Origin of the sequence: Agromyces salentinus, from assembly GCF_009749395.1 — a bacterium.
In the GTDB taxonomy this organism is placed as follows: Bacteria; Actinomycetota; Actinomycetes; order Actinomycetales; family Microbacteriaceae; genus Agromyces; species Agromyces salentinus.
In genome coordinates this window covers 273,202-294,787 of record NZ_WBIR01000001.1, presented here as the reverse complement: position 1 = coordinate 294,787, position 21,586 = coordinate 273,202, and the positions used below count along the sequence as shown (strand labels likewise).

Here is a 21,586-nt window from a genome sequence, read left to right as displayed (position 1 = left end):
GCTCAGCCCATCCGCTCGAGGTCGGCTCGCGTGAGCGCGTACTGGAGGGGAGCGCCGTCGAGGAACCGGCGGATCTCGTCGACGACGATCCGGCCTGCCCGGGCGCGCGACTCGACCGTGGCACCGCCGAGGTGCGGCGTGACGAGGACGTTGGGCAGCGCCCGCCACCGGTCCGCGAGCGGCTCGACCTCGAAGACGTCGAGCGCGGCGTCGAGCCTTCCCGAGGCGACCTCCTCGTAGAGGGCGTCGGCGTCGAGCAGCTCGGCCCGGGCCGTGTTGACCACGAGCGCTCCGTCGCGAATGAGCGCGAACTCGGCCGCGCCGAGCATGCCCCTGGTCTCGGCCGTAGCCGGGGCGTGCAAGGCGAGCACTTCGCATTCCCGGAGGAGTACGTGGAGGTCGCGCTGGGCGGCCCGGAGCGGATCGCCTTCGGGGAGGTACGGGTCGTGCACGAGGACCTCGGCGCCGAGGGCCGTGACGAGTCGGATGTACTCGCGACCGGTGCGACTCGCGCCGATGACGCCGATTCGGCTTCCCCGGATCTCGCGGGCACGGGGGATGCTTCGGGCCGTCGACCAGTCGCCTCCGCCGCGCAGGGCGTGGTCGGTGCGTTGCGTGCGACGAAGAAGTGCCATCGTGAAGGCGAGCGACAGTTCGGCGACCGCGGGCGCCATCGCCGCTCCGGCCTGGGAGACGGGGATGCCGGCGGCCCAGAAGTCGTCGCAAGTCAGGGTGCGGATCGAGGATGCCGCGTGCATGACGAACCGGAGCTCGGGGGCGTCGGCGAGCCGACCGGCGCCCAGGGTCGGGAATCCCCAGGCGGTGACGGCGATGTCGACACCCGCGAGCGCGGCGCGGAACCGGGACGGGTCGAGGAGTTCCCCCGGCTGGTGTTCGACGACCTCGCCGAGGTCGGCGAGCGCGGCGCGGGTCTCGGCCGGGAACATGGCCTCCTGCTCGAGCGTCGGCACGCTGAGCAGGATGCGCACGCGTTCGGTGGAAACGGGTTGCGCGGTGGCGGCAACGCCTTCGTCGTCGGTCATGCGAGCAGCGTAGGTCGGAGAAATGTGTTTTGTCAATGACCGAAGTAATAGGATGTGGTGATCCGACGGACGGGTTCGCCGTACAGGGCGACAGACTCGACAGAATGGGGTGCGACGATGACCCGGCATACGACAGGACCACGGCGATGAAGCTGCGTGCGGGAAGCAAGGCGCTGATCCGCGAGATCAACGAGGCGCTGGTGCTCGACGTCGTCCGCGCCCGAGGACCGGTCGCCCGGGCCCTCATCGCGGCGCAGACCGGGCTGAGCGCCGCGACCATCACCGGCATCGCCGGGCGACTCCTCCAGGCCGGACTGCTCGTCGAGACCGATGTCGTCCGTGGTACCGGGGGTCGCCCGGCGCGACTGTTGGCGCTCGGCCGGACGGCCGTCTTCGCCATCGGCGTCCGGCTCACGGCCCGCCAGGCGTACGTCGCGCTCGTGGACCTCGCCGGCGAGATCGTCGCCGACCACCGGGAGCCGCTCGCCTCCACTGCGCTGCCGGATGCCGTCGCCGCCGTCGTGCGGTCCGTCGAGGCCGTCACCGAGCGCCATTCCACCGGCGAGGTCGTCGGGGTCGGCGTCGCCGTGTCCGGCGTGGTCGACCAGTCCGGCGGCGTGGTGCGACATAGCGGCACCCTCGGGTGGGAGGACGTCGCGCTGAGGTCGGAGCTCGCTCGCGCGCTCGGCGCCCGCGTGGTGATCGACAGCCACGTCAACGCGTTCGCGTCGGCGGGCCTGCTTTACGACGGACGGCTCGAGGGTCGCGACCTCGTCGTCTTCAGCTTCGGGCAGAGCCTCGGTGCGTCCGTGGTCGTGCAGGGGCGCATCCACCGCGGCTTCAGCGGCTCGGCCGGAGGCTTCGCCCACTGGCATGCCGCAGGCGGCGAGGAGCGGCCATGTCACTGCGGAGCCCGCGGCTGCCTGGAGACCTGGGGAAGCCGCTGGGGCATCGAGCGCGAGCTGTCCCGGAGGGGCGTGCCGGGGCTCGCCGGTGACTCCGCGATCGTCGGTCAGGTCCTCGACGATGCCGCGCGAGAACTCGGCATCGCGGTGGCGAATGCGAGCAAGCTCTTCGGCCCGGAGGGGGTCATCATCGCGTTCGCGCCCGAGCTCGACCTGCCGGCGCTCTCCACGGGCGTCGTCGACGCCTACCGATCCGAGTTCGAGCACGGCAACACGGCCGCACCCGTGCTCGACGTGGTCGTGGCCAGCGAGGCGGAGGTGGCCAAGGGAGCCGCGTACGAGGTCCTGGCGCCGATGTTCGCCGCCGAGGTCGCGCAGCCCGGCGAAGCCGACCTCGAGATCGCGCTCGCCTGATCGCCTGCTCACCCGGGCGCGCGCGGTAGTCTCCCGACATGACGGCCACGGATCTCGCGACCCCCACCGGACTCACGAGCGCCGAGGTGGCCGAGCGCGCCGCCGACGGCCGCTCGAACGCCTTCGTCCAGCAGTCCAGCCGCAGCGTGTCGAGCATCGTGCGGGCCAACGTGCTCACGCTGTTCAACGGCATCATCGCGGCCTGCTTCCTCGTGCTGCTGCTGCTCGGCCGCTGGCAGGACGCCCTCTTCGGCATCAGCGCCGTCGCGAACACGATCATCGGGTCGGTGCAGGAGTTCCGGGCGAAGGCGGCGCTGGACAAGCTGGCCCTCCTGCATGCGCCGCGCGCCAGGGTCCGTCGCGACGGCGACGTGTCGGAGATCGCGGTCGCCGAGGTCGTGCTCGACGACGTGCTCGTGCTCCGCGCGGGCGACCAGGTTCCGGCGGACGCGCGCGTCGTGGCATCCGCTCACCTGCAGCTCGACGAGTCGATGCTCACCGGCGAGTCCGACGCGGTCGACAAGCTGGCGGGCGACGAGGTGCTCTCGGGGTCGGTGGTCATGGCCGGCGAGGCGGATGCGGTCGTCGTGCGGGTCGGCGCCGACTCCTTCGCGAACAAGCTGGCCGTCGAGGCGAAGAAGTTCTCGCTCGTGGCGAGCGAGCTGCGCTCCTCGATCGACAAGGTGCTGAAGGTCGTGAGCTGGATCGTCGGCCCGATCGCGCTGCTCGTATTCAACGCGCAGATGTTCGTGTTCGGCGGGTGGGAGCAGGCCATCGAGTCGGGCGATTGGCGCCAGGCGGCGGTCAACACGATCGCGGCGCTCGTCGCGATGATCCCGCTCGGGCTCGTGCTCATGACGAGCATCGCGTTCGCCGTCGGCGCGGTGAAGCTCGCCCGCCAGCAGGTGCTCGTGCAGGAACTCGCGGCGGTCGAGGGCCTCGCCCGTGTCGACCTCATCTGCCTCGACAAGACGGGCACGCTGACCGAGGGCAGCATCGTCTTCGACGCGGAGCATCCGCTCGGCGCTGCGGCCGCGATCGACGGCGGGCCGGCCGGATGGCGCCGCGTCCTGGCTTGGTACGGCAGCGATCCCGACGCGAACGCCACCGCCCGCTGCCTCGCCGAGCCCTACGACGAGACGCCGTCCGCGGCGCCCGTCGCGCGCATCCCGTTCTCGTCGGCACGCAAGTGGAGCGCCGTCGCCTTCGCCGAGGGCACGGATGCCGCGGGCACGGATGCCGCGGGCAGCTGGGTGCTCGGCGGGCCCGAGATGGTCTTCCCCGACGACCGGCTCGCGGGCGAGGTTCGCGCGCTCGCGGCATCCGGACTGCGGACCCTCGTGCTCGCGCACGGTCGCGAGCCGCTCGACGAGGACGCCGAATCCCTGCCCGGCGACCTCGAGCCGGTCGCGCTCGTGACCTTCCGCGAGCGCATCCGATCGGATGCCGCCGAGACGCTCGCGTACTTCGCCGCCCAGGGCGTCGCGGTGCGCATCATCTCGGGGGACAACCCCGACACCGTCGCGGCGATCGCGCGCAGCGTCGGCCTCGACGCGCCTACCGGATTCGACGCGAGGCAGCTGCCCGAGGATCCGGCCGCGCTCGCCGAGGTCCTCGAGCGGCATCTCGTGTTCGGCCGCGTGACGCCGCAGCAGAAGAAGGCCATCGTCATCGCGCTGAAGGAGGCCGGGCGCACCGTCGCGATGACCGGCGACGGCGTCAACGACGCGCTCGCGATCAAGGAGGCCGACATCGGCATCGCGATGGAGTCGGGTGCCGCGGCGACGAAGGCGGTCGCCCGCATCGTGCTGCTCGACGGACGGTTCTCGCACCTGCCGCGCGTCGTCGCCGAGGGGCGCCAGGTCATCGCGAACATCGAACGCGTCTCGATGCTGTTCCTCACGAAGACCGTCTGGGCCACCGGACTCGCGGTCCTGTTCGGGGCGTTCGTGCTCGAGTTCCCATTCCTGCCGCGCCAGCTCTCGATCGTCGACGGCCTCACGATCGGCCTGCCCGCCTTCTTCCTCGCCCTCATGCCGAATGCCCGGCGCTACGTGCCCGGGTTCCTGCGTCGCTCGCTGAGCTTCGCGATCCCCGCCGGCGTGGTCGTTGCGCTCGCGGTGTTCGCCTACAGCTGGCTCGCGACGCAGGCGGGCATCGGAGAGGACGAGCTGCGAACCGGGTCGACCCTGCTGCTGACGATCATCGGCCTCTGGATCCTCACGGTGCTCTCGCGCCCGATCGACGGGTGGAAGATCCTCATCATCGGCTCGATGATGCTCGGCCTGATCCTCGTCTACTCCGTGCCCATAGCGACGCAGTTCCTGGTGTTCGTCGACCCGTCGATCGTCACTGCCGCGCTCGTGCTCGTCGTCTCGGTCGTGAGCATCGCGGCGATCGAGGTCATCCGGTTCGTGCACCTTCGGTATGTGAGAAGAACCGCGCGGTTCGACCCGTCCACAACACCGTGACGGCGGATGCCGCGAGCACGACCTGTGCGATGACGAACCACTGATCGGGCGAGGCGACCAGCGCCGCGGCGTCGAGCGCGATCGCGATGCCGAGCAGCACGGTGACGAGCACCCGAGCGTCGCGCCGGGCGCGGGTCAGCCCGGCGGCGATGGTGATCATGAACAGGCCGAGCAGCACGATGCAGGCGCCGATGATGGTGATGACGAACCGCTCGGTCTCGGTCGCGTCGGGCAGGTAGCGGCTGAACATCAGCACGATGCCCGACAGGATCAACGCGACGCCGTTGAGGTACCCGAGCACGACGGCGACGACGAGTTCCGGCGGGGGACGGCGCGTTCCGCGGCGGGTTCCCCCGGGCTCCGGGGCTGTGGCGTCGGACGCGTCGCTCATACCGGCGACCCTAGCCGAGGTGATGCCGGGCAGGGCATTGCATGAGGCGTTCGGGGTGCGCAAGGGCTGGCCGCCGCGTGGCATCCGGGCATAGTTTCAAGGCATGAGCATCGACAACGGACCCAAGCCGAACGTGTTCGACCTCGAGTCGGCCACGAAGCAGAACGACACGTACCGCACCGTCGCATGGAGCGGCAAGTACCTGCAGGTGACGCTCATGTCGATTCCCGTGGGCGAGTCGATCGGGCTCGAGGCGCACCCCGAGACCGACCAGTTCCTGCGTCTCGATGCCGGCCGCGGCCGGGTGAAGATGGGGCCGTCGGAGGACGACCTCCCCATCCAGCAGGAGGTCTCCGACGGCTGGAGCATCCAGGTGCCCGCCGGCACGTGGCACGACGTGGAGAACATCGGTGATGAGCCGATGCGGCTCTACGTCGTCTACGCGCCCGTGCACCACGCGGCCGGCATCGTGCAGGCCACGAAGGAGGACGCCGACCGCGACGAGGAGTCGGGCGTCGACGAGCCGCCCGCCTGGGCGGTCGAGCCCGAAGAGGGGCAGCCCGACCAGCACGCCTGAGCCGTGCCCTGGAGGCCGCTGCGGTTCAGGACCGCCCTGTGGACGGCGCGCCTCCCGCCCACGGGGTCGCGGGGGCTCAGTCGGCGACCTCCGCGGGCCAGACCACGGCGAATCGCTCCAGCACGATCTCGTGCTCCGGCGTCCACTCGAAGCCGAGTCGCGCGGCGGACCGCATCCAGTAGCGGGTGTGGCCGTCGCGCCATGAGCTGAGCGTGCGGTCGTCCTCGCCCTCGTCGTAGGCGAACGACTCGTCGACCTCGTCGAGCACCGCAATGCGGAGCTCGGTGCTGCGGAGGATCGCGCGAGGGCGGCCGGTCGAGTCGCAGGCGATCCAGTGGCTTCCGACGCGCGGCAGGGGTTGCGCCTCCGCCTCGAACTCGGCGACGAGCCCGGCGGTCGCCCGCTTGGTGCCCGCGACCACGAGGTCGAGGAGTTCATCGGTGAGCTCGGGATGGTCGCCGAACTGCTCGATCGACGGCGGCTCGGCGTCGGTCGCTCGATCGGGGTGCGCTGCGCGGTACGCCTCCCAGAGTTGCTCGGCCGCAGCACGATCGACGGGGGCGTTCTCGGCGGCGGGATTCTCCATGGAGCAAGTCTCGCAGGAGTGACTACGGCTGCAGCGGCGTGCGCACGATCTCGACGTTCCCGAAGATGAAGCCGGGAGTGAACGGCTCAGTGCCGTCCCACTGCTGGAGCGGGACCGACAGGAACGACACCATGCTGATGACGGCCCACGCCACCGTCACCGCCACGATGACGACTGCCGCACGATCGAGGATCCTGATCGCCGCCGCCTGCTCGGACGTGCGGAGCACCCGCGTGATCGACCAGATCACCATGAGCCCGATGAAGACGAAGACGAGCCCCGTGGGCTTGAGCGTCATGGTCACGCACTGCGGCACGACACTCGTCGGCTCGCCGTTGCCGTCGAGGTATCCGCCGTCGCTCGTCACGCCACCGGGGCATCCGCCCTTCGACGCCGTCACCACCGTGCCGTAGACCAGCGCGGTGACGCCCGCCCAGATCAGCAGGCGGCGGATGCGCCGGATCACGGCCGCGCCCGGAAGCGTCGCGAGCTCCGTGCCCGGTGCGCGGTCGAGGGTCTCGGACATGCGGCCTCCAGGCGTAGGGATGCCGCCATGGTGCCAGCCCGCGCGGGTCGGACACAAGAGTCGACCGGAGTGAGCCGCCCTACGGCGCCGTCGGAGCCTGCGGCGTGCGAAGCCGGCCGGGCAGGAAGGGCAGCGCGGGGGCTCGGTAGACGAGCGCGGGCGGATGCTGCGGCTCGAGGTCGAACTCCGCCTGCCCGAAGCGCCAGACCCGGTTGAACAGGTACACGCCGACGCGCACCGGCTCGTCGGCCGGCACCTGCCAGGTGCCGATGCCCCATTGCGCCGGCTGGCCGCGTTCGGCGATCACGAGCGTGGGCCGCACGCCCCAGTGGAGCGCGTACCACGGTCGATGCAGGGTCAGCTCGATGCGACGCGTCGCCCGATCTCCACTCACTCAGCACTGCCTCTCGTGATTCGCCTCGGCCAAGGCTAGTGCCCGCCGTCATACGCTCGAGGCATGATCACCGATCGCGACGTCGCCCGCTGGCGCCTGCACTCGCAACGGCTCGCCGCGCCCACCGGCTCCGCCGAGCAGGTCGTTCGCGCGCTCACGGCCGTCCAGGCCGAGAACCCGTCGCAGTCGGCATGGGCCGTCGCGACGCGGAGCGCCGTGCCCGGACCCGACGATCTCGCGCAGGCGCTCGCCGAGGGTCGGGTGCTGCGCACCCACGTGCTGCGTTCGACCTGGCACTACGTCGGCGCCGATGACGTGCAGTGGCTGCAGGACCTCACGGGGCCCCGCGTGATGCCGGTGTTCGAGCAGCAGCTCCAGCCCATCGCCGATCGGCTGGGCGCGCTCGGAGACGTGGTCGCGTCGACGCTCGCCGAATCGCCCGACCGCACGCGTTCGGACCTGGCCGCGGCGCTCGCCGAGCGCGGGGAGGAGCTCACCGGCCACCAGCTCATGCTGGTGCTCGGCCGGCTCGAGGTGCTCGGCATCGTGTGCAGCGGCGCCCCGCGCGACGGCGAGCACACCTATGCCCTGTTCGCGGATCGCGTGCCGAAACCACGACGTCCCGAGCGGGACGAGGCGCTCGCCGAGATCGCCCTGCGGTACTTCACCTCGCACGGGCCGGCGACCGATCGCGACCTCGCGTACTGGGCCACCCTGACCGTGACCGACGTGCGTCGCGGCATCGCGGCGGTCGAAGACCGTCTCGAGTCCTTCGAGCACGACGGGCGCACCTACTGGCACGCGGGCGGCGAGGTAACGGCATCCGCCGAGCCAGAAGGACACCTGCTGCAGGTGCTCGACGAGATGTATCGGGGCTACCAGGATTCCCGCTGGGTCCTCGACGCCGACGGCGTGGTGCCGAGGGCGCGCGAGACGGCGATCGGCATGGCCCTCGTCGACGCGCAGCTCGTCGCCGCAATGAAGCGGTCGCTCACGGCGGCCTCGGTCAGGTTCTCGGTGCGGCCGTACCGCTCCCTGACCGCTCGGGAGACCGGCGCGATCCGCGATGCGGCGGATCGCTACGGCGAGTTCCTCGGCCTCGAGGCGAAGGTCACGTTCGACGGCTGAGCGACGAGGGTCGTACGCGCCGTGGCGACCGGTCCGGGGCGGCGGCGCGGTACCAGCGGGCGCAGAAGATCACGATGATCGCGGCCTCGATCCAGGCGCCCGCGGTGAACATGAGCTGCGCACCCGCCTGGGCCTCGGCCGGCGTGACCGAGCCGGGAGGGTGCGCGGCCAGGAACTTGGCGAGGATCCCGTGCGAGGCGAGGGATGCGGCGAGCACGACCGCGAGGAGCACCGGGCCGTACGGATGCGGCCGGGGATCGAGTCCCACGATCGCCGCCGTGAAGATCGCTCCGGCCGCGAGCAGGTGCGCGTGCACGATGAGGTGCAGCAGCGGGTCGGCTCGCATCGCCTCGAACAGCGGCGTGACGTAGAGCAGCCACAGGCCCCCGGCGCTGAGCGCGAGCGCGGTCACCGGATGCGCGACGAACCTCGCGGGAAGGCTGCGCAGCAGCCGGGAGAGACGCCGCGCCGGCGTGACGTCGAGGGTGCGGAGGGCGAGCGTGACCGGGGCCGCGAGCACGAGGAGCAGTGGAGCGAGCATGCCGCCCAGCAGGTGCGACCACATGTGCGCGACGAAGCTCTCGTGGGTGGCCGACGCCAGCGGGCCGACGACGGCGACCGTGGCCGCCACGACACCGGCCGACCAGAGCACCATCCGCGACAGGGGCCACGGGCGCCCGCGCCGGCGGGAGACCACGACCGCGCCGGCATAGGCCGCGATCGCCGCGGCGGCCGCGATGACGACGATGAGCTCGAGGGTCGGGCCGCCGCCGGAGCCGTGCAGGTCGTGCGGCGTGACGGGGGCGACCGCCTCGGCCGGCACGAGCATCAGGCCTCGCTCGCGTTGTCTCGGGCGCGCGCTCGGCTCGCACGGGTGGCGACCAGCATCGCTGCGCCGGCGACGATAATGGCGACGGCGAGCAGGTTCCAGGTCACGTCGTAGGGGAGCAGGTCCTCCACGTACCGGATCTGGTGGATGCCGAGCAGCTTGTGCTGCACGGTGCCGTCGTAGAGCTGGAACGCGCCGGCGCCGAGCAGCACCCCGCCCGCCCATCGCGTCCACCAGAGGGCGCGCCGCCGCCGGAGGTCGGCGAGGAGGAACAGGCCGCCGATCGTCGCGAACCAGCTGAGGGCGTGGAAGAACCCGTCGGAGACCAGTCCGAGGTCGGGCGTGCCGAGGTCGTAGAAGTGATGCCAGTGCAGCAGTTGGTGGAACACGGTCTCGTCGATGAACGCGACGGCGCCCACCCCGAAGAGCACGCCCGACCACGCGTTCACGGCGGACCGATCGGCGCGCGCCGACCATGACGGATGCACGACGGACACGGATGCGCGGGACTCGATGGAAGCCATGGCGGGAGTCTCGCCGTCTCCGCGGCATCCGTGAATGGAGTGGACTGCCGCGACGACATCTGCTACCCGCGGCGAGTGGCTCCGGCCCGTCCCGGGGCCACAGGGCCTTTGGCGAGGGTTCCATCCGGGGGCATGCTGGACGCATGGCCGATCGGATGTCGCGACCCGACGTGCGCCCGTTGCGGGTCGCACGACCCGACGGGGCCGTGCTCGCCGCCGAGGTGATCGGCGAGGCGGGGCATCCGCTCGTGCTGCTCGTCGCCGGCGGGGAGTCGTCGATGGACTGGTGGCGGCCCGGGTTCTGCGACCTGATCGTCGCTCGCGGGTTCCGGGTGGTGCGCTACGACCAGCGCGGCATGGGGGAGACCACGTTGGGCCCGCCACCGCGGCGCGACGGGTTGCCGGTCGCCCTCGACGACGCGATCGCGGTGCTCGACGCTGCCCATGCCGCCGATGACGGCGCCCGCGATGCGCACTGGGTCGGCTTCTCGGCCGGCGGGTGGGTCTGCCAGCTGGCGGCCCTCGACCACCCCGACCGGGTCCGGGCGCTCACGCTCGTCTCGACGAGCCCCACGATGTTCGAGGCCGATCCCGACCTGCCCGGCGCGGTCGACCGCATGCAGGAGGCTTGGGCGAACCCGCTGCCCGAGCCCGACTGGGGCGATCCGTCCGCGATCGTCGAGTACCACGTCGCCGTCGATCGCGACTACGCCGGCGACGAGTTCGACGAGGAGCACGATCGCGCAATCTGGGACGACACCGTGCGCCGCTCACCCGACATGCACCGCGACGAGGGCGGCCCGGACACCGTCGATCCCGGCCCCCGCTGGCGCGAGCGACTGGGTGACATCGACGTGCCGACCACCGTCGTGCACGGCACCGCGGACCCCGTGTTCCCGATGCCCAACGGGGAGGCGCTCGCGCGCGACATCCGCGGGTCCTCGTTCGTCTCGATCCCCGGTGGCGGGCACGAGCTGCCGCCTGCGGCCTGGGGCAGGGTCGTCGAGGCCATCGCGTCGACGGAGTAAGGGATGCGTGACATCCGGCCTTCCTGAGGCGCATGCTGGAAGGCATGGGAACCGTGACGATCTCATTCGAGATGACGCTCGACGGGGTGTTCGACCAGATGGAGCACTGGTTCGACGAGAACGACCCGGGCCTGCAGCGGGCGAGCGACCGGCTCGTGTTCGGCGCCGACGCCGTGCTGCTCGGCCGGGAGAGCTACGAGTTCTTCCGCGAGTACTGGCCGAAGCAGACCGATGACCGCGGCTTCGCGGCGCACTACAACGCGCTGCCGAAGTACGTCGCGTCGACGACGCTGACGGGGCCGCTCGACTGGAATGCGACGCTCATCGAGGGCGACGTCGCCGAGGCGGTGCGCGGCCTTCGCGACCGGTACGACTCGATCATCTCGCACGGGTACGGCGGTCTCGCCGCCGAATTCGTCGACGCCGGCCTCGTCGACGAGGTACACGCCGGCATCCACCCGTTCATGGTCGGCGGGGACGGGAGCGAGATCCGGCTGCGCTCGCCGCACCCGGTCGGGTTCACCCTGCTCGGCGTCGAGGCATACGAGTCGGGCATCATCGCCGCCCGGTACGCGCCGGCCCCGCGACATCCGTCGACCTAGGCGTCACCCACCGACAGCCGCGCCGTTCGGCCGGCCACGCGACATCCGCCCGCCGCCGGTCGCCCGTACGATGGGCGGGTGGACTTCTCCTTCGCCTTCACCCCCGACCTCATCGCCGTCTTCGTGACCCTGTTCGTGCTCGAGATCGTGCTGGGTGTCGACAACGTCATCTTCATCTCGATCCTGGCGTCCAAGCTGCCGAAGGAGCAGCAGGCCCGCGCGCGCAACCTCGGCCTCACCCTGGCCATGGTGATCCGCGTCGTGCTCGTGTTCTTCGCCGGCTGGATCATCACCCTGAAGGAGGATGTCGTCGTCTGGTTCGGCATGGGCTTCTCGGTGAAGGACTTCATCCTGATCGCCGGTGGACTCTTCCTCGTCTACAAGGCCGTCACCGAGATCCACCACAAGCTCGAGGGGGCCGAGGAGGAGCACGGCGCCGCACCCAAGCGCATCACGTTCAGCTCGGTGCTCATCCAGATCCTCTTGCTCGACATCGTCTTCTCGCTCGACTCGGTCATCACGGCCGTCGGCATGACCGAGAACCTCGTCGTCATCGTCACCGTCGTGGTGCTCTCGTTCGGCATCATGCTCTTCGCGTCGCGGTACATCTTCACGTTCGTCAACCGCCACCCCACGGTGAAGATGCTCGCGCTCTCGTTCCTCCTGCTCATCGGCGTCTTCCTCATCGCCGAGGGCTTCGGCATCAAGATCGACAAGGCGCTCATCTACGCGCCGATGGCGTTCGCCATCCTCGTCGAGGCACTGAACCTCATCGCGTCCGGCCGCAAGGCCAAGCGCGAGCACCGTCGTCAGCAGGCGGTGCAGCTGCGCCCGCAGTACCCCGACGCCGACGAGTCGATCGCGGTCTCCGCGGCGCTCTCGAAGGGCGAGGCGGGCGCGGGCTCGGTCGGCCTGTCGAGCCGACCGGTGCAGGGCGACGCGGATGCCGCGGAGGAGCGTGCCGGGCTCGGTTGAGCTTCGGTCGTCGGCCGCATCCGATGCGGCGCGGCGTCACCGACCGGAGGTCCCCGCCGCGCGTGATGCCGGGGAGTACGCTCCGAGCGTGATGACTCCGTCGCTCGTGCCTGGTTCAGCCGTGACGCAGTTCGCGGTGCTCGACGCGTTGCTCGCCGGGGCCTACGAATCCGGCATCCGGGTCTCGGAGGTCCGCCGGCTCGGCGACTTCGGTCTCGGCTGCGTCGACCACCTGGGCGGCGAGGTCGTCATCCTCGACGGCGCGGTCGTCGAGTGCACCGTCGACGACGCGCCGGCGTCAATGCTCGACGACGAGGTGCTGCCCTTCGCCATCGCCTGCCGCTTCCCGGTGCTCGCGGGCACCACCGTGCGCGACCGGGATCTCACCGGCTTCGCGGCATCCGTCGAGGCCGGGCTCGTGAGCCGCAACCTGTTCCACGCGGTGCGGTTCGACGGCGTGCTCTCGCGAGTGCTCGTGCGTGTGACGCCGCGGCAGCACCATCCGCTGCCTCCCCTGAGCGTCGTGACCGACCACCAGGTGGAGACGCACGTGCGCGACATCCGCGGAACCCTCGTCGGGTTCTGGACGCCCGCCATCTACCAGGGCATCGCGGTCGCGGGCCTGCATCTGCACTTCCTGAGCGAGGACCGCAGCGTCGGCGGGCACGTGCTCGACCTCGCCGTCGAGCACGGCGACCTGCGCGTGGCGCCCTTCGCCCGCTTCGAGCTGCGGCTGCCCACCGACGACCTGTTCCTCCGCACCGAGCTCACGCACGCCGACGATCACCGCATCGTCGCGGTCGAGGGCGGTGGTGCCGGCGCGGCCTGACGTCCGGCGCGCAGTCGCTCAGGATGCGGATGCGGATGCGGATGCGGATGCGGATGCGGATGCCGCGCCGGTTGCGACCGGGCTCGCGCAGACCTCAGGGCCGCTTCGCGAGGAAGGCGAGGACCCGTTCCATGAGCAGTGCGGTCGCCTCGGCGTCGTAGCTCGGGAGGCTCGAGTCGGCGAAGTAGTGCTGGTCGCTCGGGTAGAGGAAGAGCTCGGCGTCGTCGGCCGTCGCGACGAGCTCGCGGGCGGCGTCCACGTCGCCCTCCTCCATGAAGAAGGGGTCGGCGTCGGCCCCGTGGATCTGGACGGGGACACCCCCGGGCCAGCTTCCGAACTCCGAGGGCGGAAGGCAGGAGTAGAAGAACAGCGCGCCGTTCGCGCCGGGGCGGGTCTGCGCGAGCATCTGCGCGGGCACGACGCCCAGCGAGAACCCGGCGTAGACGAGCCCGTCGGGCAGAGCCTCGGCCGCGCGCTCGCCCCTCGCCATGATCTCGTCCCAGCCGACCTCCTTGGCGTAGCCGACGCCCTCCTCGATGGAGCCGAAGGTGCGCCCCTCGAAGAGGTCGGGTTCGTGCACGGTGTGCCCCGCTCGGCGGAGTTCCTCCGCGAAGGCGTGCAGGCCCGCGGTCGGGCCGAGGGCGTGGTGGAAGAGCAGGACCTCTGACATGGCGACTCCCGTCCGACGGTGGATCCGGTGCGATCGCACGGGACGATACTCGCTCCCTCCGACGGCGTCGACCCATTCGCGATGCCCGCCTCGCGCGTCTCGATACGCTGGCCTGATGTCTGCGGAGCGCCGATCGATCCTGCGCCGGAAGTACCTGAGCCTCGGCGCGGGCGAGCTCGTGGCCGCACTGGTCTTCGCCCTCATCGCCTGGACGCTCGTCCCGCGCCTCGGCACCGCATCGGCGGCCGCCGCGCTCTGGTCGGCCCTCATCCCACTGCTCGTCGTGCTCGTGCAGGCCGGCGCCTACTGGCTCGGCGCCCGCACCTGGGTGGAGCTGCGGCCGATGCCGGCCGGCTGGGCGGGCACGTACCGGGTCTTCAGGATCGCGGATGTCGCGCTGCTGGCGGCGGGCCTCGCGGGCGTGATCGCGTGGTGGCCCGACTCCTTCGGCTCGGTGCTGCTCGTGCTCACGGTGTGGCTGTTCGGCGTGATCGAGTACGTGAACTACTTCTGGGTTCGGCTGTCGTACCCGTTCAGCCGCTGGTTCGCGACGGTGCGCGAGTGGCGCACGCCGAGGCTCGTGCAGGACCTCCACGGCGCCGTGGGGGCCAGGTGAACCGGATCTCCAGCGGTCGTCGGTGCGCGGGCACGGGCCGCGCCGGGGGCTCGCGCGTCAGCCGAGCACGACGAGCAGGCTGAGCACGGCGAGCACCGCCGAGAGCGGGGCCATGGTGTACCGCTCGGGTTTGCTGCGCGAGATCGCGTTCAGGCCGATGCCGAGCACGAAGTAGCCGAAGACCACCCACATGCCGACGGTCGAGACCACGTCGGGGACGACGTCGATGACGCCCGCGCAGTCGAGTGCGAGGAGGGCGATCACCGCGTAGATCAGGATGGAGACGACGCTGCCGATGCGGAGCCGCGCGGGCAGTACGCGGTGCGCCCCGCCCCAGGCGAATCGCCCGATCGGCGCTCCGAGGGCCAGGGCGAGCTGGAACAGGGCGAGGACCCCGAGGACGACGGTGAGGGCGATGGCGGCGAGCACGGGCGCCAGCATAGCGGCGGCCGCGCCGGCCCCGTCCGCCGCATGGCCTGACGAGGCGTCCGAGCGGATGCCGCGTCCGCCGTTCGACCGGTGTGAACGGCCGTGACCGCCGCATGGCGGTGACATCGCGACCGGTTCGGGCGATGCTGGAGGCATGGGACTGCGCGGGGCGTCGACGCTCGGACTCGCCGCGGTCGCGGCCGTGTGCGCCGTGCTCGCCGGCTGCTCCGTGCCCGGTGCCGCGGAGCAGCCCCGGCCGTCCGAGACCTCCGCCGCCGAACCGGCCGTGCCCGACGCATCCGGCGGGCTCACGTTCGCGGCGGTGGGGGACTCGATCACCGACGCGGACAGCCCCGACTTCATGGCCGGCGACCTCGGCGCGGCATCCTGGGCGACGTACGTGCGCGACGCGGGCTTCGGATTCGCCGGCGGTTGGGCCGAGTGGGGCGCGACGACGGCCCGCATGCTCGATGAGGTGGCTGCGTACGAGGCCGACGTGCTCGTGGTGCTCGCGGGCACGAACGACGTCGCCTTCGGCGTGCCGTTCGCGGAGACGACGTCGAACCTCGAGCGCATCGTCGACACGGCCGGCATCACGGAGGTGGTCGTCGTGTCGATCCCGCCGATCGATGCGGATCCCGATGGCGCCGACGCCTTCAACGATCGGCTGGAGGCCGTGGCCCGCGATCGGGGCTGGCGATTCGTCGACGGCTCGGCGGGGCTGCGCACCGGCGACGGCACGTTCCGGGAGGGCATGTCCTCCGACGGCCTGCACCCCTCGGAGGCGGGAGCGAAGGTGCTCGGGGAGGCGATCGCCGAGGAACTGGGGGAGGAGTGAGCGAATGGTCAAGCCCCTGCCCGGCATTCCGCCGCGCGCCTAACGTCGCCGGCATGGAACATCATGACGAACGGGTGGACCGCGACGCCCCGGCACCCACGCCCGCACGTCGGGGCCTTCGATTCGGCCTCGGCATCGCGCTGACCGTGATCGGGTTGATCGGCGTCCTGACCTACGCGCTCATGCCGCGGAACACGCCCGCGGAGGGCGAGGGCACCGCCGACGGGCTGCTGCAGTCGGGGCTCATCATCGGGTCCGCCCTGCTCACGGGGCTCGGGATCCTGCTCATCATGCTCGGCGTCGCCATGGCCCGGCGGGAGCGTGCCGGCCGCGAGTCCTGAGGTGGCCGCACGCCCCGGGCCGGGCGGAGAGGCGCGGAACCGGAGGATGCCTGCGGCCGACCGCCTCTCTGGGTTACGCTCGCGATTGGCCTTCCGGTGCGGGTGTCGATTCCGGTCGTTCGCATTCGACGTCATGGTGAGGGCACGACCGTGCTCGGAGGAGGTCGCATCATGAAGCTCGTCGTCGCCGTCTCGATGTCGCTCGACGGAGTCGTCCAGAGTCCGGCCGGGCCGGGCGAGGACCGGTCGAACGGCTTCGGCGAAGGCGGATGGCTCGTGCCGGTCTTCGACGACGAGGTCGGAGCCTTCATCGGCGCCGGCTTCGCCACGGCCGACGCCCTGCTGGTCGGGCGCGGCACGTTCGACCTGCTCGCCGACCACTGGCCGAAGCTCACGCCCGAGGAGGACCCGGGCTCGGTGCTCATGAACTCGCTGCCGCGCTACGTCGTCGGCACGCCCTCGAAGCCGGTCGAGTGGGCGGGCACGACGGTCCTCGACGGCGATGCGGTCGACGAGGTGCGGCGCCTGAAGGAGATGCCCGGGCGCGACCTGCTCGTGCAGGGGTCGCCGGGGCTGATCCAGACGCTGCTCTCGGCCGACCTGGTCGACGAACTCCGCCTCGCGGTCGCGCCGGTGCTGCTCGGCAGCGGCAAGCGGCTCTTCGGCGACGGCACGGTGCCGACCGGGCTCGAGCTCGTCGAGGGCTCCACGTCGCCCTCGGGTGTGGTGCTCTGCCTCTACCGGCCGGCGGGGCCGGTGCGGCACGGCAGCTGGATGCTGGGCGAGGACTCGACGGACTCCACCGGCTCCGCCGCCTCGGGCTGAGTGACGGCCCGGCGCGGCCGGCCGGTCAGGCCCGCCGAGCGAGCATCACCGCGACCTGGCGCCGGATGACGTCGACGACGCCGTCGTCGCTGAGGTCGCGATGGATCGTCGCGGTGATGCTGATGAACATGACCGCCGAGATCGCACGGGCCAGCTCCGCGGCATCCGCTTCGCTGAGCCCGTCGCGTCGCAGCACGTCGACGAAGGCGGCCTCGACCCGCAGGCTCAGGGCGAGGCCCTCACGGCGGTGCGGCTCCTCCGGATCGCCGAAGACGAGTTCGCGCAGGTAGGTGCGCCCGTTCTCGATCTGCACGCGGTTGCACTCGACGATCGGCCGCACGATGGCCATGAGCGCGTCGATCGGGTCGGAGAGGCCGGATGCCGCGGCGACGCCGGTCTCGATGGCGTCGGCGAACTTGACGTTGTGCACGAGCAGCAGCAGTTCGGCCTTCGAGCGGGCGTAGAGGAAGAGGGTGCCGGCTCCCACGTCGGCGCGGTCGGCGATCTGCTGCGTGGTGACCTCGTCGACGCCGTGCGCGCTGAAGAGCTCGGTCGCGGCGGCCGTGATGCGTTCGAGCTTCTGCTGCTTGTTGCGCTCACGGCGGCCGATGGGCGGTGCGTCAGGGTGCACGGGTCGGTCCTCTCCGCTCCGATGGTACGGGAGGGTCATGCGAGGCTGACCACCACCTTGCCGCGGATGCCGCCGCGTTCGAGCAGGGCCAGTGCCTCGGGGGTCCGCGCGAACGGGAGCACGCGGTCGACCTGCGGGGTCAGGACCCCGGCCTCGACGAGTTCGGTGATGCGCTCGAGCTGGGCGCCGTCGGCCCGCATGAACAGGAACGAGTAGTCGACGTCACGGCGGCGGGCACGTCGTCGCACGCCGCTGCTCAGCGCCCGCATCGCGACGCGGAGCGGCAGGCCTGCGCCGAGCTCGCGGGCGAAGGCAGGGTCGGGCGGGCCGAAGATGCCGACGACGCGTCCGCCGGGGCGGGTGACGCGGATGGACTTCTCGAGGTTCTCGCCGCTGAGGCTGTCGAGCACGAAGTCCACGTCGTGCAGCTCCCGCTCGAAGTCCTGGGTTTTGTAGTCGATCACCCGGTCGGCGCCGAGGGCGCGCACGTAGTCGGCGTTCGCCGCGCTCGCGGTGGTCGCGACGACCGCGCCGAGGTGCTTCGCGAGCTGGATGGCGATCGAGCCGACGCCACCGGCTCCGCCGTGGATGAGCACCGTCTGGCCCGGTTGCACGTTTCCGCGCTCGACGAGCGCCTGCCAGGCGGTCAGGGCGACCAGGGGCAGCGAGGCCGCCTCCTCCATGGTGATCGACGCCGGCTTCAGCGCGAGGTCCTGCTGGTCGACGGCGATGAACTCGGCGAAGGTGCCGATGCGGTCCTTGTCGGGCCGGGCGTAGACCTCGTCGCCGGGCGAGAAGCGGTCGACGCCCGTGCCCACGCGCTCGACGATGCCGGCGACGTCGTTGCCGAGGATCAGCGGCAGGCGGTACGGGAGGATCTGCCGGAACCCCGCATCGCGGATGCCGGCGTCGAGCTGGTTGACGCCGGCGGCCTTCACGCGCACGAGCACGTCGTGGTCGCCGACGGTCGGCACCGGGACATCCGCCTCGTGCAGGGGCTGCTTGTAGGCGTCGATGAGGAACGCCTTCATGGTGCCCGGCCCCGGCTGCGAGCCGGCCTGCCCGTTCTGCTGCGCGCTCATCGGGCGAGGAATTCGAGGGTCGTGGCGACGAACTGCGCGTGGAACTGGAAGATCCCGGCGTGGCCGGCGTCGGGGTAGAGCACGAGTTCGGCGTCTGGCAGGCGCTCGACCAGGTCGACCGAGTTCTCGGTCGGGACCATCGTGTCGTGCTCGCCGTTGGCGACGAGTACGGGCTGGGTGATCTTCGACAGGTCGGCGGGCGAGCGGGTGCCCCAGTCGTGCACCGCGGCCAGCTGGGCGCGATACGCGCGCGTCGAGATCTTCGCGTCGCGGTCGACGGTGCGCTCGGCGATGCGGGCGAGGAACTCGCGGGCCGCCCGCTTGCCGTTCGCGGTGCGGGTGAAGAAGAGGGTGGTCTTCGGGTCGCTGAACGTCAGGATGCCGCGGAGCACCGCCGCGTTCGAGACGCGGCTGACCCGGTCGATGCCCACGCCGCCGGCCGGGCCGGTGCCCGCGAGGACGATCTTGCGAACGAGGGCCGGATTCGTGACGGCGATGACCTGGGCCACCATGCCGCCCATCGAGAGGCCGAGCAGGTCGACGCGGTCGAACCCGAGCGCGGCGATGAACGACACGGCGTCACGCGCCATGTCCTCGATGCTCGATGACGGCGTGCCGGTGCTCGCGCCGACGCCGCGGTTGTCGAACACGATGACGCGGCGGTTGGCGGCGAGGCCGTCGACGACGCGCGGGTCCCAGTTGTCGAGGGTCGCGGCGAGGTGGGTGAGCAGGACCAGCGGCACGCCGACCGACGGGCCGAGCTCGCGGTAGGCGTAGTCGACGCCATTCGCGGTGACCGTGCGGGTCGGCGTGGTCGCGAACGAGACGGCGGCGGCGGAAGAGCCGGGATGGTCCGTGGTGGTGCTGTGCATGGGATGTCTCCATATCGGTGCGCTCTCGCGGTCTCGGGAGGAGCCGTCTCGGTGCACCTGGGACCAGTGTACGTGAAAACTGAGCGAACTCAAGAATGAGTTCGTTCAGAAACTCTGAACGAGCTTCGCATGCACGTCCTGGTCACCTGCAAGTGCAACTTATCGGTTGCGTTTGTGAGGCTCAGATGCAACCATAGGGTTGCACTCATTCCGACGCGAAAGGCAGGCGGCGACATGCTGCTCAAGGACAAGGTGGCCGTGATCCACGGCGGAGGCGGTTCGATCGGGGGCGCAGCAGCGCGGGTGTTCGCTCGGGAGGGAGCGAGGCTCTTCCTCGTCGGCCGCAGTCGGCCACGGCTCGAGGCCGCAGCCGACGCGGCTCGGGCCGAGGGCGCCGACGTCTCGGTCGCGCTGGTCGACGCGATGGACGAGACGGCGGTCGCGCGCCACGTCGACGAGGTGGCGGATGCCGTGGGCCGCATCGACATCGCCCTGAACGCCGTCGGCTTCGACCACGTGCAGGGCCTCGCCATCGGCGAGACGAGCCTCGAGGACTACCTCCACCCCGTCGTCGGCTACCTGCGGACGAACTTCGTGACCGCGAAGGCGGTGTCGCGGCACATGATCGCGCAGGGGAGCGGCGTGATCCTCACCGTCTCGACGCCCGGAGCGCGCCTGACCGGCCGCGGGCTCCTCGGCAACGCGGCCCAATCGGCGGCGCTCGAGGGGTTCTCGCGCGCGCTCGCCGGAGAGCTCGGACCTGACGGGGTGCGGGTCGTGTGCGTGCGCCCGCACGCCATGCCCGACGCGCTCGCGACGTCGTACACGCGGGCGATGTTCGGCCGCTCGGCCGAGGCCGGCGGCGTCCCGTTCGACGAGTGGTTCGCGGGCCTCGCCGACATGACCCTGCTCGGCCGGCTCCCCGTGCTCGACGAGGTCGCGGAGTACCTCGCGTTCGCGGCATCCGATCGTGCGCGCTCGATGACCGGGGCGATCGCGAACCTCACGGCGGGGGCGCTTGTCGACTGAGCCGCCGGCTCCCCGGTGGGCGGGCTGCCGGTGCGCGACACGAAGGCCCGGACGGCGATGCCGTCCGGGCCGTCAGCTCGAGCAGGTCGAGTCGTGCGCGCCGATCAGTCGTCGCCGCCCGAGGCGACCACGGTGAAGTCGGCGTCGAGCGAGACATCGACCGTGGTGCCCTCGCCGGTGAGCACCGACACGTCGTACGGCGAGGTGGTGTCGTCGTCGACCTCCGCGTCGACGATCCGGCCGTCGGCCTCGCCGAGCGCGGCGGCGACCAGTGCGTCCAGCGTCTTCGCGTCGAGGGCGCCCAGCGGTGCGGCATCCGCGTCGTTCGCGTCGGCGGGCTCGGTGGAGATCGCCTTCGCGGTCCCATCGGATGCCACGCGGACCTCGGTCTCGTCGCCGGCGTCGGTCCGGAACTCGACGTCCCAGCTGCCGTCGGCACCGGCGTCCATGCTCACGGGCGTGCCCTCGGCCTCGGACGACGCGGTCGCGACGATCTCGGTGAGCTCATCGGCCGACGTGGCGCCGAGGTCGACGGCGCTCGCGCCGCCGGCGCTGCCGCTCGTGGCGTCGTCGGCGTCGGTGGTGTCGTCGCCGTCGTCGGTGTCAGCGGCGTCGTTCGCGTCGTCCTGGTCGGAGACCGACGCGGCCGAGACCTCGTCGGAGTCGTCGTCGTTCTCGTCGGCGATCGCCGCGCCCACGGCGATGCCGCCTCCGGCGAGGAGCAGGGCGGCGAGCACCGAGCCGCCGGCGACGAGCGCCTTGCGCTTGCGCGAGGTCGGCTCGACCGGCGCCGGAGCGGTCGCGGCGGGGGCGGCCGTTGCTGCGTGCGTCGGCGTGACCGGCGTCGTCGAGAGGCGCTCGGTGGTCGAGTGGTCGGGCGTCGCGGCATCCGCCTTCTTCGGGTCGGGCAGGTTCGGGGTGTTCGTCGTTTCGCTCATGCCTCGATGGTGTCGAAAGGGCGCTGAAGCGACCCTGAAGCTTCCTGAAGCGGCGTTCAGGAAGCGGGACGAGTGCCGCCGCGGCCGAGAACC

General features: G+C 71.5%; 26 protein-coding genes. 13 read left to right on the top strand and 13 right to left on the bottom strand.

Going from position 1 to position 21,586, the window contains the following annotated elements:
• Positions 1-2: 2 nt before the first annotated feature.
• Entirely contained in the window at positions 3-1,043 is a 1,041-nt protein-coding gene (locus tag GQQ95_RS01450; protein WP_157425843.1) for a hydroxyacid dehydrogenase, read from the bottom strand.
• Positions 1,044-1,189: 146 nt separating this feature from the next.
• On the opposite strand from GQQ95_RS01450, the gene GQQ95_RS01445 reads away from it, so the two are divergent.
• On the top strand, positions 1,190-2,362 hold the full coding sequence (locus GQQ95_RS01445) for an ROK family protein (protein WP_157425842.1): 1,173 nt from the start codon (positions 1,190-1,192) through the stop codon (positions 2,360-2,362).
• Positions 2,363-2,400: 38 nt separating this feature from the next.
• Positions 2,401-4,833, top strand: a complete 2,433-nt coding sequence (locus GQQ95_RS01440) for an HAD-IC family P-type ATPase (protein WP_157425841.1) — start codon at positions 2,401-2,403, stop codon at positions 4,831-4,833.
• Here the strand turns inward: GQQ95_RS01440 and GQQ95_RS01435 are convergent.
• Complete coding sequence (locus GQQ95_RS01435; RefSeq protein WP_157425840.1) at positions 4,766-5,224, bottom strand: hypothetical protein; 459 nt, start codon at positions 5,222-5,224, stop codon at positions 4,766-4,768. The genes GQQ95_RS01440 and GQQ95_RS01435 overlap by 68 nt on opposite strands.
• Positions 5,225-5,327: 103 nt before the next feature.
• Here GQQ95_RS01435 and GQQ95_RS01430 point away from each other — a divergent pair, with 103 nt between their 5' ends.
• Positions 5,328-5,801 (top strand): cupin domain-containing protein, encoded by a 474-nt coding sequence (locus GQQ95_RS01430; RefSeq protein ID WP_157425839.1) that lies wholly within the window; start codon positions 5,328-5,330, stop codon positions 5,799-5,801.
• Between the two features lie 76 nt (positions 5,802-5,877).
• Here GQQ95_RS01430 and GQQ95_RS01425 read toward each other — a convergent pair whose 3' ends face one another.
• The 3 genes from GQQ95_RS01425 to GQQ95_RS01415 form a co-directional block, all read right to left on the bottom strand.
• Positions 5,878-6,387 (bottom strand): ASCH domain-containing protein, encoded by a 510-nt coding sequence (locus GQQ95_RS01425; protein ID WP_157425838.1) that lies wholly within the window; start codon positions 6,385-6,387, stop codon positions 5,878-5,880.
• A gap of 22 nt (positions 6,388-6,409) precedes the next feature.
• Positions 6,410-6,913 (bottom strand): hypothetical protein, encoded by a 504-nt coding sequence (locus GQQ95_RS01420; RefSeq protein ID WP_157425837.1) that lies wholly within the window; start codon positions 6,911-6,913, stop codon positions 6,410-6,412.
• Between the two features lie 79 nt (positions 6,914-6,992).
• Positions 6,993-7,307 (bottom strand): hypothetical protein, encoded by a 315-nt coding sequence (locus GQQ95_RS01415; protein WP_157425836.1) that lies wholly within the window; start codon positions 7,305-7,307, stop codon positions 6,993-6,995.
• Between the two features lie 63 nt (positions 7,308-7,370).
• On the opposite strand from GQQ95_RS01415, the gene GQQ95_RS01410 reads away from it, so the two are divergent.
• Entirely contained in the window at positions 7,371-8,435 is a 1,065-nt protein-coding gene (locus GQQ95_RS01410; RefSeq protein ID WP_157425835.1) for a winged helix DNA-binding domain-containing protein, read from the top strand.
• On the opposite strand, the gene GQQ95_RS01405 is transcribed toward GQQ95_RS01410, so the two are convergent.
• Positions 8,419-9,264, bottom strand: coding sequence for a cytochrome c oxidase assembly protein (locus GQQ95_RS01405; protein ID WP_157425834.1), 846 nt, complete (start codon positions 9,262-9,264; stop codon positions 8,419-8,421). The two genes, GQQ95_RS01410 and GQQ95_RS01405, sit on opposite strands and share 17 nt — an antisense overlap.
• Positions 9,264-9,788 (bottom strand): DUF2243 domain-containing protein, encoded by a 525-nt coding sequence (locus tag GQQ95_RS01400; RefSeq protein WP_157425833.1) that lies wholly within the window; start codon positions 9,786-9,788, stop codon positions 9,264-9,266. The genes GQQ95_RS01405 and GQQ95_RS01400 overlap by 1 nt, the downstream gene beginning before the upstream one ends.
• 143 nt (positions 9,789-9,931) lie before the next feature.
• Between GQQ95_RS01400 and GQQ95_RS01395 the strand changes: the two genes are divergently transcribed.
• From GQQ95_RS01395 to budA, 4 genes are all read left to right on the top strand, one after another.
• Entirely contained in the window at positions 9,932-10,816 is an 885-nt protein-coding gene (locus GQQ95_RS01395; RefSeq protein WP_170296922.1) for an alpha/beta fold hydrolase, read from the top strand.
• A 53-nt stretch (positions 10,817-10,869) separates the two neighbouring features.
• On the top strand, positions 10,870-11,418 hold the full coding sequence (locus tag GQQ95_RS01390; protein WP_170296921.1) for a dihydrofolate reductase family protein: 549 nt from the start codon (positions 10,870-10,872) through the stop codon (positions 11,416-11,418).
• A 78-nt stretch (positions 11,419-11,496) separates the two neighbouring features.
• Positions 11,497-12,393 (top strand): TerC family protein, encoded by an 897-nt coding sequence (locus GQQ95_RS01385; RefSeq protein WP_157425830.1) that lies wholly within the window; start codon positions 11,497-11,499, stop codon positions 12,391-12,393.
• Between the two features lie 91 nt (positions 12,394-12,484).
• Positions 12,485-13,222 (top strand): acetolactate decarboxylase, encoded by a 738-nt coding sequence (budA, locus tag GQQ95_RS01380; RefSeq protein WP_157426129.1) that lies wholly within the window; start codon positions 12,485-12,487, stop codon positions 13,220-13,222.
• A gap of 94 nt (positions 13,223-13,316) precedes the next feature.
• Here the strand turns inward: budA and GQQ95_RS01375 are convergent, their stop codons facing one another.
• On the bottom strand, positions 13,317-13,892 hold the full coding sequence (locus tag GQQ95_RS01375; protein ID WP_157425829.1) for a dienelactone hydrolase family protein: 576 nt from the start codon (positions 13,890-13,892) through the stop codon (positions 13,317-13,319).
• Between the two features lie 115 nt (positions 13,893-14,007).
• On the opposite strand from GQQ95_RS01375, the gene GQQ95_RS01370 reads away from it, so the two are divergent.
• The gene (locus GQQ95_RS01370; RefSeq protein ID WP_212275214.1) at positions 14,008-14,508 is read left to right on the top strand and encodes a hypothetical protein; all 501 of its coding nucleotides are present in this window, start codon (positions 14,008-14,010) and stop codon (positions 14,506-14,508) included.
• A gap of 57 nt (positions 14,509-14,565) precedes the next feature.
• On the opposite strand, the gene GQQ95_RS01365 is transcribed toward GQQ95_RS01370, so the two are convergent.
• The gene (locus GQQ95_RS01365; protein WP_246205132.1) at positions 14,566-14,937 is read right to left on the bottom strand and encodes a hypothetical protein; all 372 of its coding nucleotides are present in this window, start codon (positions 14,935-14,937) and stop codon (positions 14,566-14,568) included.
• A gap of 154 nt (positions 14,938-15,091) precedes the next feature.
• Between GQQ95_RS01365 and GQQ95_RS01360 the strand changes: the two genes are divergently transcribed.
• The 3 genes from GQQ95_RS01360 (at position 15,092) to GQQ95_RS01350 (ending at position 16,941) form a co-directional block, all read left to right on the top strand.
• Positions 15,092-15,775: an SGNH/GDSL hydrolase family protein gene (locus GQQ95_RS01360; RefSeq protein ID WP_157425827.1), complete on the top strand. Its 684-nt coding sequence runs from the start codon at positions 15,092-15,094 to the stop codon at positions 15,773-15,775.
• A gap of 53 nt (positions 15,776-15,828) precedes the next feature.
• A complete protein-coding gene (locus GQQ95_RS01355; protein ID WP_157425826.1) occupies positions 15,829-16,116 on the top strand; it encodes a hypothetical protein in 288 nt (95 codons plus the stop codon).
• A gap of 171 nt (positions 16,117-16,287) precedes the next feature.
• A complete protein-coding gene (locus tag GQQ95_RS01350; protein WP_157425825.1) occupies positions 16,288-16,941 on the top strand; it encodes a dihydrofolate reductase family protein in 654 nt (217 codons plus the stop codon).
• A gap of 25 nt (positions 16,942-16,966) precedes the next feature.
• Here the strand turns inward: GQQ95_RS01350 and GQQ95_RS01345 are convergent, their stop codons facing one another.
• The 3 genes from GQQ95_RS01345 to GQQ95_RS01335 are packed head-to-tail and all read right to left on the bottom strand — an operon-like array spanning position 16,967 to position 19,526.
• On the bottom strand, positions 16,967-17,572 hold the full coding sequence (locus GQQ95_RS01345) for a TetR/AcrR family transcriptional regulator (protein WP_246205131.1): 606 nt from the start codon (positions 17,570-17,572) through the stop codon (positions 16,967-16,969).
• Between the two features lie 35 nt (positions 17,573-17,607).
• Positions 17,608-18,603: an NADP-dependent oxidoreductase gene (locus GQQ95_RS01340; RefSeq protein ID WP_157426127.1), complete on the bottom strand. Its 996-nt coding sequence runs from the start codon at positions 18,601-18,603 to the stop codon at positions 17,608-17,610.
• 47 nt (positions 18,604-18,650) lie between these two features.
• Positions 18,651-19,526, bottom strand: a complete 876-nt coding sequence (locus GQQ95_RS01335; RefSeq protein ID WP_157425823.1) for an alpha/beta fold hydrolase — start codon at positions 19,524-19,526, stop codon at positions 18,651-18,653.
• A 234-nt stretch (positions 19,527-19,760) separates the two neighbouring features.
• On the opposite strand from GQQ95_RS01335, the gene GQQ95_RS01330 reads away from it, so the two are divergent.
• A complete protein-coding gene (locus GQQ95_RS01330; protein WP_157425822.1) occupies positions 19,761-20,555 on the top strand; it encodes an SDR family NAD(P)-dependent oxidoreductase in 795 nt (264 codons plus the stop codon).
• Positions 20,556-20,659: 104 nt separating this feature from the next.
• On the opposite strand, the gene GQQ95_RS01325 is transcribed toward GQQ95_RS01330, so the two are convergent.
• Positions 20,660-21,493 (bottom strand): PepSY domain-containing protein, encoded by an 834-nt coding sequence (locus GQQ95_RS01325; protein WP_157425821.1) that lies wholly within the window; start codon positions 21,491-21,493, stop codon positions 20,660-20,662.
• Positions 21,494-21,586 lie beyond the last annotated feature (93 nt).